The 12398-nt window shown below is 49.2% G+C and carries 5 protein-coding genes; all 5 read left to right on the forward strand.

From position 1 onward, the window contains the following. The first annotated feature begins 261 nt into the window (after positions 1 to 261). Positions 262 to 2730 carry a MucBP domain-containing protein gene (locus EKM83_RS08405; RefSeq protein WP_125576394.1) on the forward strand — a complete coding sequence of 823 codons (2469 nt, stop codon included), beginning with the start codon at positions 262 to 264 and terminating at the stop codon, positions 2728 to 2730. Between the two features lie 206 nt (positions 2731 to 2936). After that, a complete protein-coding gene (locus tag EKM83_RS08410; RefSeq protein WP_125576396.1) occupies positions 2937 to 5138 on the forward strand; it encodes a MucBP domain-containing protein in 2202 nt (733 codons plus the stop codon). Positions 5139 to 5340: 202 nt separating this feature from the next. After that, on the forward strand, positions 5341 to 7407 hold the full coding sequence (locus EKM83_RS08415) for a MucBP domain-containing protein (protein WP_125576397.1): 2067 nt from the start codon (positions 5341 to 5343) through the stop codon (positions 7405 to 7407). A 201-nt stretch (positions 7408 to 7608) separates the two neighbouring features. Beyond that, positions 7609 to 9714, forward strand: a complete 2106-nt coding sequence (locus EKM83_RS08420; RefSeq protein ID WP_125576399.1) for a MucBP domain-containing protein — start codon at positions 7609 to 7611, stop codon at positions 9712 to 9714. Between the two features lie 417 nt (positions 9715 to 10131). Continuing rightward, positions 10132 to 12324, forward strand: coding sequence for a KxYKxGKxW signal peptide domain-containing protein (locus EKM83_RS08425; protein WP_125576401.1), 2193 nt, complete (start codon positions 10132 to 10134; stop codon positions 12322 to 12324). Positions 12325 to 12398 lie beyond the last annotated feature (74 nt).

Raw genomic sequence — 12398 nt, forward strand, 5'->3', positions numbered from 1 at the left:
CTTTTACAATTAGTAACTATGAAAAACAAATTGTTTCTTGAACTGTTTCACGGCACAAATTTGTTTTCTAAGCGTATCATGTCACTGCTTACATGTGTTTTGCATGATAATTTTAAAAATGATGTATGTCCTAAACAATCACGGGGTATAGATTTAATGCTGGTTTGATAATATAATGAACTCAAGTAATCAACATCACAGACATCTACGGCAGCCATCATAAGAGAATCATGCGGGTTCAATACTTAGGGAGTGAAGATGATGTTTAAGCAGTGCGATGCGTCAGAACATTATAAGATGTACAAGAAGGGAAAATCGTGGGTTTTTGCGGGGATTCTCACAACTTTCTGTTTGGTCACGGTTGGCGGTACTGAGGTCGTTCATGCGGATACGGTCGCTGATCCCGCGGCAGATTCTAGCCAACAGACAATCAAGGATCAAAAGCCGGCTAATCAAGTGACCTTGAAGAGTAGCAAGCCAACGAGTCCCACACCGGAAGTTAAGGATGCGGAGACGCCAATTACAGAACGGCCAGAATCAGAACAACCAGAATCAGAGCGGCCAGCGACTGACGAGCAAACGCCAGAAACACTAGCACCGGCGCCCGAAGGACAGGAGCCAGACAGTCAGGAACCACAGTCTGACGGGCAACTTGAAAATGCACCGGCAGATAGTTCAGATGTCCAAGATGACAAGGATCAGGCCATTGTGAATGATGGTGCCGAAGACGCTGGCGCTCAGCCTGGTACACAGTCAGAACAGCCAGTATCCAATCAGCGGTCGCCTAAATTGCGGCTAGCTAAGGCGCCAAGTACGCCCCAACCAGTCGTTGCGGTACCAGAGGATGAATCCGTGGCAGTCACGGCGGACCAGTCGATTGATGAGTGGATGCCGAATAAACGGTTACAGAGCATGGTGTTGTGGACACTGAACAACAGTGATCTTGGCCGGACTTGGGCCAGTGCCAGTGAGATTACCAAAGATGATATGTTGTTGCTGACCACACTGTCGACGACCAATGGACGTTTCTCGGCCGAGACCTGGATTTCTACGCACATTGATGGTAAGACGTCATTTTCATTGGAGGGCTTGCAGTACGCTACTAACTTGACTTCCTTGGACCTTATTAATAATTTAAATATTGGGGAAGGCTGGTATTACGGCGATATCACGGACATCAGCCCATTACGAGCGCTGACCAAATTAACTTATCTTCAGTTGTCTAGTAATCGGGTCACGGATATTTCACCAATTGCTGGCTTGAAGAACTTGGTTGGTCTACAGGTGCCTTACAACTGTATTTCAGATTTTTCTTCGCTCAATGCGGCTCAATATACACAAGTTTTGACGTTTAACAACCAACTGATTATTAACGACCCGGTTGTGGTTGATGGTCAGACGCGGACGTACACTACGCCAATCACAGTTAAATTACCACAGAATTACGGAGATACATTGACGGCTGGAGAAGGTTATGGCTGGGAACGCTATACTAGAAATGAATTTTACGAATTTTTACCTGCTGGGACTGCGACAGAGGATGGTCAGGGCAATGTAGTCTACACGGACTTACCGGATCAGGTAATGCCTGGACGAACCCATGATGACGATGGGTTGGTGAATCATCAGCAACCATATCAACGCTACATGAGTCGTGGTTACACTGTGAAGGGACAAATTAATGTTTTTGAAGTCTACACGCCTTACACGATTGCGGCTAAGGCTGCGGCCATTACGGTACATTATCAGGATGCGGCCGGTCAACAAATTGCTGATGACTTGGTTCTGCCAGAAGGGATGGTTGGTGATGATTACACGACCTCGCCGCTGACGATTACGGGGTACCAGTTAAAGACGACACCGGCCAACGCAACGGGAACTTATAGTGATCAGGCAATTGATATCGTTTACGTTTATGATGAAACGACTTCGAGCGTGACGATTCATTATCAAGATACTGCGGGCCAATCTTTATTAGCAGATAAAATGATTACTGGACAAGTGGGCTCAGACTATGTGGTGACCTATCCTGAGATTACCGGGTATACGTATTCACGGACGGATGGTCAAGCCACTGGTGTGTATGCCGATTCACCAACTGAAATCACATTTATTTACAGTAAGAATGCTGTGACACCGCCGATTACGCCACCAGTCACACCAACCACGGAAGTAACCGTGACTGTGCATTATCAAACGGCTGATGGTACGCCAGTTTCTCCGGATGTCGTGATTACTGGGCATGCGGGCGACGGCTATCAAACACAACCGGCCGCAACGGTTCCAGCTGGCTATCAACTCGTGACGACCCCCGTTAACGCGACAGGAGTGATGGGGACCACTAATGCTGACGTCACTTATATTTACGCTGTACCAACGACTGGTGGGGATGGCGACCAAATTGCACCAGAGCCTGATCGACCAACGACACAGGTGGATAAGCCACAGACTGGTAAGCCAAGTCAGACGACACCAACCGCTGTCACGACAACACAGAAGGGCGGTCAAGCAGCTAAATTAGCGACTGGTAAATCCGTACGGACGGCCACTCAGAAGGGGCAAGCTGACCAGGTTAAGTTGACCCGCCCACAGGCATCTGCCAAGGGTGTAACCAAAGTTAAATCTGATTTACCACAGACTAACAATGAGGAGTCGGCTTCACCGTTATGGGGACTCGTCGTATTAGGCGCACTCCTAGGCCTAGTCGGGTTCCGCAAAAAGCAACACTAATCACCTTTAAATAGACTAGTCACTAAATGGACTAGTCTATTTTTGTGCAATTAATTACATGCAGTTAATCTTTTAAACTATGCTGGCTTTTCGGGTGATAACCGGTTATAATAGGACTTAGTTAGGGATTGCCAATAACACACTAATAACCAATTTCGTAACACTACGGTGCACTGACAACAGTCAGTAGATTGAGGAGGATTATTGTGCTAAGGACAGTTGCGTCAAAACGACAGATGGAAATGATGAAGCGAGGACGGACGTGGGTGTTTGCCAGTTTGGTAACGGCCACGCTGGCCGTCGGAGTGGGCCAAGTGACGGCCCAAGCCGATGAATCGCCGACACCGGTTGCGCCGACAGCGGCGACGGGGGCGGCTAGCCAGCAAGATTCGACAGTAACGTTAACGCCGGCAGCGACTCAGTCGGCAGATGAGGACCCGGCAGTGGCGAATGCGGATGCGACCACGATGGTTGATGAAAATGAAAGCGCTGACACAAATAATGTAATATCGGATGTGGCTACTCCAGCACCAGCGGCAGACGAGGCGATAGACCCGGTGGCAACGGACAAGACGACTACAGACACATCAGCGGTAACCGACGCTGAGCCAACAACGACGACGCCCGCCGACACGAAGCCGGTGGCGATTAGCGCGCCAGCAGCGCAACCAGCGACCGCTACCAAGACCGTGACGGGGGCCGCCCCGCAGCTCAAGGCCGTGAAACTGGTGAAGGCCGAAGTGGCTAAACCAGCGACCGTGAAGTTGGCTCATCAGCAGAAGGCGGCCACGATTGATGAGTGGATGCCAAACACCGTGCTCCAACAGGCAGTGTTGAAGGCCTTGCGGACTCAGAACCCTAGTCAAAGCTGGGCGAGCGCCGCCGACATCACGCAAGCTGACATGGCCCTGCTGAAGTCGCTCTCGATACAAACCGGCGCGGGGACCTACATTGATGGCAAGACGGACTTTAAGCTGGACGGGCTGGAATTTGCCACGAACCTGACCAGCTTTTATGCTGGCGGCAACTTGGACGGTGAACCGGGGGCTTACTACGGGGATATTGCCGACGTAACACCGCTGGCCGGTTTGGAAAAGCTGACGACCTTGGATTTGCAACACAACCGTATTACGAATGTGGCGCCGCTAGCTGGCTTGAAGAATCTCCAGACGCTATATTTGTCATATAACCGGATTCAAGATTTCTCCGTGCTGAAAGGAAATAGTTATCAAAAATTTCATGCGGGGTCCCAGGCAGTCGTCTTAGATCCAGTCAAGGTGAGTGCTAGCAAACGTGCCGCCCAACTGAAGGTTCAATTTATCACGATCGACGGTAACGTGATTCAGCTGGAACCGGCGGCAGTACGGGTTGCCAATCCCGTCTTTTACAACAGTAGTGGCTTCACTTACCGTTTCTACTTCACTGGCGGTACCGGGGTGAGTGATGGGCAAGGTGGACTGAACTATACGGAACTTAAGGACCAGATTCCGGGAATTACCGAATATCCTGGGGTGACGGTCGATGTGCAGGAAAATAATTATTTTATGACCGGAAAGGCCGAGGGCAACGACTCGTATGGCAGCTATTTGTTCGTGGCCATGCAGGGGTATGACATCACGGAAGAGGCTGCGGCAGTCACGGTCAAACACCAGGATGAAAATGGCCAGACGCTAGCCGACGATGTGGTCCTGCCGGCGGGCATGATTGGCGAGGACTATCAAACGACGCCGGCAACCATCAAGGGGTACAAGCTAAAAACCACGCCGGCCAACGCCACCGGGAAATATGGCACGGATCCCATCACGGTGATTTACGTGTATGAAAAGGATGATGGCGGGACTGTCACGCCGCCACCCGTGGTGACGCCGGATGAAGACGTGACCCTGACGATTTACTATCAGTTGGCGGACGGTACCAACCTGGCGGCGAGTCAAACGATTAGCGGGCAACCCGGCACGGCGTACATGACGAGTCCGTTGACGATTGCCGGTTACACACTGGTCACCACGCCGGCCAATGCTACGGGCGTCTTTGGGAGCACCGATGGCAGTATTGTTTACGTCTATGAAAAGACGGGCGATGAAACAGATGGCGGTGACGGCGATCAGGTCATTGACGGCGGCGATGGGGATGAAATCACTGACGACGGGGATGACGTGACAACGGATGGTCCCACCGGCTCAGTAACGACAGCAGATGGTGGCGCCGGTGATACCGTGAGTGGCCGGCCCATCAATACGGGACAGAGCACAACATCCAGTCCCGCTACGACACCGTTGACGACCAACGCCCCAACGACCACCTTGCCACAGACCGATGAGCGTCAGACGTCGGCTTGGTGGGGCGTGGCCCTGCTGGCAGTGACCGCGGTTGGCGGTTGGTTAAGCAAACGGCGGCGGATAAAGTAAGAGACAGTAACTGAATACTGTGACAGGGCAGGGCGCGGGCTCTGTCCTTTTTTAATTATAAATATATTATTACCTTAATAAATAATTAATATTATAGTAGTTTTGTGTCTTATCTTGTCGTATACTTAGAGTTAACTAATCACCTGATTAGTTATAAATAACGCTGAAGTCATAGTGATTTGAAATTGGAGGGGAGTTTATCATGCGGGTTCAGCCACGAAAGATGCGGTGTCAAAGTAAGGATAAGACTGATAAATACGGGATTGTAGTAGCGGTGACGCTAATGGGGGTGGGGTGGCAGCTACAGGCAACGGTGCCAGCCGCCGCAGATCAGCCGTCGATTGGCATGAGCGCACAGCAACCGGTAACATCAAGCGGAAAGGGCGAGAGTTCGTCGCAACTGAAAACGGCTAGTGCAAATGCGGCGCCAGTAAAGCCAGCTAGCGTGGCGTTGACACCGGATGAGATTGTTGATCAGGCGGCGATTACCCGAACGGTGGCCCAGGCGACGCAACCGACTCGGGTGGCACAAGTGGACAGAGAAACTGAACCTCAGCAGGGCACCTCGGTGACAGTTGATAAGGAGACGACGCAGTCAGCAGATAGGGTAAATAGCTCCACTGCGGTGGCCCCCGTCCCAGCGATTGCCACTGATGAATTGCCAGAAACGCCGGTACAGGCGTACACGAGTGAAACGATTGACCAGTGGATGCCTAATAAGATTTTACAACGCGCCGTTTTATTGGCGCTACAAGACACGCCCCAAGCGGATGGGAAGACCTGGGCCACTCAGCAGGAAATTACCCAGCAGGATATGCGGCGGTTACAGAGTTTGTATGTCACGGGAAATGCTGAATCGCATGGCATCAGTAGTTATATTGACGGAAAGACTGAATTTTCGCTTAAGGGATTAGCTTATGCCGTAAACCTTACGACGTTATCATTGGGTGGTGGACACATTCAAAGTAAACCATTCAACGTGTACGGTGACGTGGTCGACATTTCGCCGCTGGCCTATCTGCCTAAGCTAGAATCTGCGGCCTTAGATAACAACCGAATCGCAGATATTTCGCCCTTGCGGTATTTGCAGCAGTTGGACCGGTTGTATTTAACGTTTAATCGTATCGCTGACTTTAGTCCATTGATGGACCATGAATTTAGCCAACTGACAGTGACTAGACAAATGGTGACGTTGCCTGCGATTGAGGTCGATGCCCAGACGCGAAGGGCGCAAATGGCGTCACCTTACATACAGCCGAATGGTCCCTGGGCAGTGGCGGGATTGGGAACGATGCCTGTAAATTATCTGCGACAAAATATTTCATTTCAACTGACTAAGACGGGGCATCTCTGGAATTTCGTTGAGTACCACACCATGCCAGGTACTGATATCGATATGGGTGAGACTGATGATGATTGGGGTACCCTGTATTTTAAAAATATTCCTGATCAGTTGCCAGGTGATCATGGCGGCTTAGAGGATAATAAGACCAGACACCAGATTGCCTTACCGGATTATTATTACCTGATGGGGGAGGCTTATCCGGATACGGATGAGTTTAAGACGACCGACGGGGATATCGAATGGTACGTGGTTCAGCCCTACACCATTGTCCAGAAAGCTGGGGCCATCACGGTCCATTATCAGGATCAGACGGGCCAAACGCTGGCGCCAGACCGAACGTTGCCGCAGGGAAATGTCGGGGACGCTTATGATACCAGTCAGTTGGTCGTGGCCATTAAGGGATACACGTTGACGACGCCACCGGATAATGCGGCAGGGAAATATACTGCCGAGCCCATCTCGGTGACCTATGTTTACCGGAAAAATCCAGTGAAACCGGATACGACACGGCCGCCGGTTCCTGGGGTAACCCCACCAGCCGAAGTCACGCCACCGGAGACCACACTGCCAGAGGTAACGCCGCCGAGCACTGTGGCACCGCCAACTGTGACCGAACCGAGTGAAGTTGTACCGCCGGAAACGCCACCAGCCGTTGCGTTACCAGCTCCTGCTACAGCACACCCTGCCGGCACCAGTGCCAGTGCAGTGACGCCGACAACGGCAGTTGATACTGCGGGGATCGGTGATTTGCTGAATCGTGATTCGCCATTGCCGCAGCAGCCGGTAACTGCACGACAGCGACCGTCGTCACAACCGGTCTTGCCGCAAACCAATGAGCGACAAAATGTGGTTTGGTGGGGTGTGATTTTGCTAGTCATAACGGCGATTGGCGGCTGGTTTAAGAAGTCCCAGTGGTTGAATTGATAGGCATGAGAGAGGACGGGGCGAAGTGGCCACTGTCCCTTTTTGTGTTGGATTATAAATATATTGTTACCACGGTAAATAATTAATGTTATAGTAGCTTTCTGACTTATTCTGTCGTATACTAGTGATTAACTCATCAGTGGTCTAGATGACTGCGGGTGATGATCAATTGGTGATGAGGAGAAAGTGAGGGAACTGTAATTGGGTAAATTTCAACGAGAAAGAAGACGATTATTAACGGACAACGCTGATAAGGGCGTGATTGTTTCAACGATGATGCTGATGGGAGTGGGTTGGCAGTTGGGAACGGCGATGCCGGCTTCAGCTGACCAGCGAGATGAACCACTAATCAGTCAGTCACAATCAATGAACGATGAGACTGATCAGGTTGAAATTGGTCCAATTACTGACCAATCTACGCCGACAACCGATGACGATGGTGATGTGGTTGAGACTACGCAAGAATTGGTGACGACGGCACTCACGCCGAATACCCCAGTCGACCAGCCAGCTATTGCGCGAGCGGCGGACCAGGTCACGTCAGCACCAGAAGTAGGTGATGAGCCAACGCAGTCCGGGAAACTTTCGACGGATGAGTCGACTGCGGCTGTTGTGCCGACGGATATTCCGGTATCAACTGAGCCTGCTCCTGACCAGTCAGCTCCAGTTATGGCTTACGATGATCGAACGATTGATGAGTGGATGCCGAATCCAATCTTGCAAAAAGTAATTTTATGGACGCTCAAAAGGGGTGATCCTAATCAAGTAAAGTTTCATCCAGATAATAGAAATTGGAAAACAGTTGATGATATTACGCAACAGGACATGAGCTTACTGCTTAATGTGAGTATAATCGGGGATTCCAATTCGGATGGAATAAGCACTTATATTAGTGAGAAAACTAGTGGGAAAACTGAATTTTCACTTAAGGGGCTAGAATATGCCGCAAACATGACTAACATTGCATTAGGTGGAGGAGGAAGAGAATTTCCTTATCATTTACAGGGTGATGTGGTCGACATCTCACAGCTAGCTTATATGCCTAATTTGAATTCGGCACTCTTGAGTTTCAATCGTATTGAGGACATTTCACCATTACGGAATTTGAAAAATTTGGGTACACTCCATTTAGCGTATAACCATATAGCGGACTTTCGAGTGATAAGTGGGCTTAACAGTAACATGAAGTTATATTTAGAGGAGCAATATGTAGTTTTGCCTTCAGTGAAAGTGGATGTTAAGACTCGGAGTCATCACCTGCTGTCACCGTTTAGATTGCCAAATGGAAATACACCGGGGTTATCGGGATTTTTGGGAGACTTATGGCAAGACTTCATATATGATATAAATGATGAAGACACTAATTATCATTTGGTTTACCATACCTTACTTAGGAAGAATTTTGCTTGGGTTAAGGGGGAGAAAGGGATGTGGTTCAAGGACATTCCAGATCAACAACCAGGAAAGCTTGATCCATTCGATAATCATCAGATAGAATCACTAGATAATAAATATTACTATTTAGTATCTCAAGCTAATGTTTTAAAAAAGGACGTGGAACCGGTAGATTCTGCCTGTGAATTAGAACCGGAAAAATTTGACTGTTCGGCTTATTGGTACGTCATCCAACCCTACACCATCGGTCAGGCAGCCGGCACCGTCACTGTTCATTATCAAGACCAATCCGGAAAGACCATAGCACCTGACAAAAAACTTGCTCAGGGGTTTGTGGACGATGATTACGATGCCAAAGATTTGGCAGTGAATATTGAGGGCTACACGTTACAGGAGCCATTACCTGACAACGCCAAAGGCAAGTACACCGAAGGACCAATTGAGATTACGTACATTTATCAGCAGGATCAAGTTAAGCCGGGAGGCACGCAACCACCCGTTTCTGGAGTGACGCCACCGGTACCGACGCCAGTACCATCAACGCCAGTGGTTACCCCACCGGCGTCATCAGAGAAGCCAGCCCCAGCACCTGTGCCACCCGTGACGGCTCCCACCGAGATGGTGCGACCGGAGACACCCAAGCCGGCCGTTACCCCTGAGCCAGTCGTGCATCAGGCGGGGGCGGCTAGTGCCGTGGCTCCTGTAACGCCAGTGGATCACGGTGGCGTCAGTGACGCCGTGGCCGTTGCCTTACCAGTGTCTCAGCAGCAGACAGATTCCAACGGGTCAGCGCCCGAACAGCCGATACTACCGCAGACTAATCAGCGCCAAGGTCAGTTAGCGTGGCTGGGTGGCTGGGGACTCCTTGTCGGCATCGTCGGTGTCATTTGGCATCGTCGCAAACGAGAATAACGGATATTGAGCACGCCAGGATTGCTGGGGTGCTCTTTTTTCGACAAAAACTGTTTAAGTAAATTGAAATAACGAACATAGGATTTATGAAATAGCAGCAAGTATTCTTAAAAATCAGAATCGGACACTACCGCTAAGATGCGCTAAAATTGGCGACCAATAGCATTGAAATACAGCTAGTGGCTAGCAAGTAAAACCTTTGATGAAACACTAACAAGCAGTCTCCAAAAGAAATATTTTTTAAGAAAGCAAGTGTTTACACCAATTAGTTTTATCACCTGACAATTAAGCTTGCTTTTCTTGCGAAAGGGGATACAATATAGATGTAAAAAAGATTACTCACATTGATAAATGTGTAACGCAAAAATAAATGACTAGGGCGATTGCATCACAGAACTTCATTAGGGGGAAGTTATCATGCGGAATGAATTGGGAACAATGAAAGAACACTACAAAAGCTACAAGGCAGGCAAACGCTGGCTTTTCGCATGCATCACGGTGATGAGTTTAGGGTTAGGCATGGTTGGTGCGGAAACTACGGTCCAAGCTGATACAACGTCAAACAATGATGGGACGCCCAGTGCGATTCAACCGGCAAGTAGCAGTACGTCAAGTCAGGAACACGTGTTGCAGTCCGGATCACAATCCTCAAATTCTGATGTGCCTGACACCAAGGCAGATTCTGAAATTAATGATGAACCAACCGATGTTGATGGTGGGCCAACTGATAGTGACGAAGTGAAGGATGACACGCCGGCACCAGCAACGGATCCTAATGCGAATGTTAACGATGATAAGGTCAATACTGATAAGGGGAACACAGCCGATTCGTCAAAGCCAGCTGGCGAAGAATCTCAACAATCAGAAGAGAAGACTAGCGATGACATCAAGGCACCTGAAGAAAACAATGTCGAAGCGAGTGACGATGTCGTAAAAGATGATGCAACTAAGCCAGTTTCAACGACGACCAATCAGGTGAATGTTCACGACTTGCAGGAGATGCCATCGACTCTCGGTGCAGCCAAATTCTCCCGCAGTAGTCTGTTGAAATCCGCTACTAGTAGCATTGCTGGTGTGGATGCTTCCGTTTGGATGCCCGATGCCAATCTGCGGGCTTGGATTGAAGGATACTTGAGCAGTAACTGGCACATTACGATAAATGATGCAAATTTGTCACAGTACGTGGGAAAGGTTACAGCTTTAGCAGATGGCTATGGAGCAACAATTGGTAATCCAACACCCAGTTATGCAGGTAGTATTCAGAGCTTTGAAGGGTTACAATACTTTACCAAACTTGCTAGGTTCAGCTACTACAAGGGTATTCCGGCAGACAAGGTAGTCGATTTTTCATTTGCACCTGGTTTAACTAGCTTATACATTTCGGGTTCGGGAACATCTACAGGGATGGATGTTGCTACGCTGTTCCAAGGACTCACAACTAATACTGCTTTACAAAATATTACCCTTAAAAATTGTGGCTTGACTGGCCAACTGCCTAATTTGGCAAAATTTACTAGCTTACAGTCCTTAGACTTATCCGGTAATATGTTAACGGGGGATTTATCTAATCTTGGAACTTTGCCTCGATTAACGGATTTGATGGTAAATGATAATGAACTTACTGGTGCAGTACCTAGTTTAGCGACACTGCCGTCACTTAGTTACTTTGTTGCGTCTAACAACAGATTGTCGGCATTACCAGATATGAGTAATTACACCGGATACATGGAAATCCTCAATAACGCATTAACTAATGGATTACAGAATCCCGGAATGAACAACCTCATTTCGCAAAAGGTTACTGGAAAAGAATACGTTCTCACACCCACAGTTCGGTCTTTTGATCCAATCACCGATGTCCTTCAAGGTGTGCAAGGAAGCGATGGACAAATAGATTTGACCGATCCAATGGTGGCATATAATTTAGGAACCCCTGGTGTCTCGTATTTTACGGTGGCACCGGATCCAGATAATGCATTAGGATTTCTCTTAGTAGCAGATGCAGATACACCTGATGGTACTTATACCATTGAGGTGTGGAACCAAAAGACGCATCAGTACAATGTTGATTTGACGTTTACTGTCAAGAACGGTAAGGATCCAGTGAAGCCAGACCCAGACACTAAAGATCCTGACGCCAATACCAACACCCCTGGCGGCACGACCACGCCGGACACCACAACTACCACACCAGATACACCGGTCACTGGTGGCGACGCGGACGAAATCGTTGCGCCGACCACGGATGACTCGACGACGGCCACTCCGTTAACTGGCGGGGATAGTGCCACCATTGATACCACGACACCAGCCACCAAAGTTGCGACCAAGTCAGCTGGTCAAGCCGACCAGGTAGTGAAGGGCACGACCAAGCGGAATAGTCAGCCAGTTACCTTAGTGGCAAAGAACAGTTCGCGGATCGTTCGGGGCACCAAGGCGCCGGTGGCTCACCAACGGGCTACTGCCAGCCAACCACTTGCTACCAAGCAGACCGCGACGCAAACGACGTTACCACAAACTAACGAGCAGAATAGTGCAGAACTGATTGCTGCCGGCGTAGCGGTTGCTTTAGCGACGTTGGGCATGGGCGTTAAGGTTCGTCATAATTAAGCGAACAACTAATTTTTAAAAGGGTGACCTGACGAAATTGATCGTCAGAGTCACTCTTTTTTTGGCCAATTTCT

The sequence above is a fragment of the Levilactobacillus angrenensis genome (genome assembly GCF_003946085.1).
Taxonomy (GTDB): domain Bacteria; phylum Bacillota; class Bacilli; order Lactobacillales; family Lactobacillaceae; genus Levilactobacillus; species Levilactobacillus angrenensis.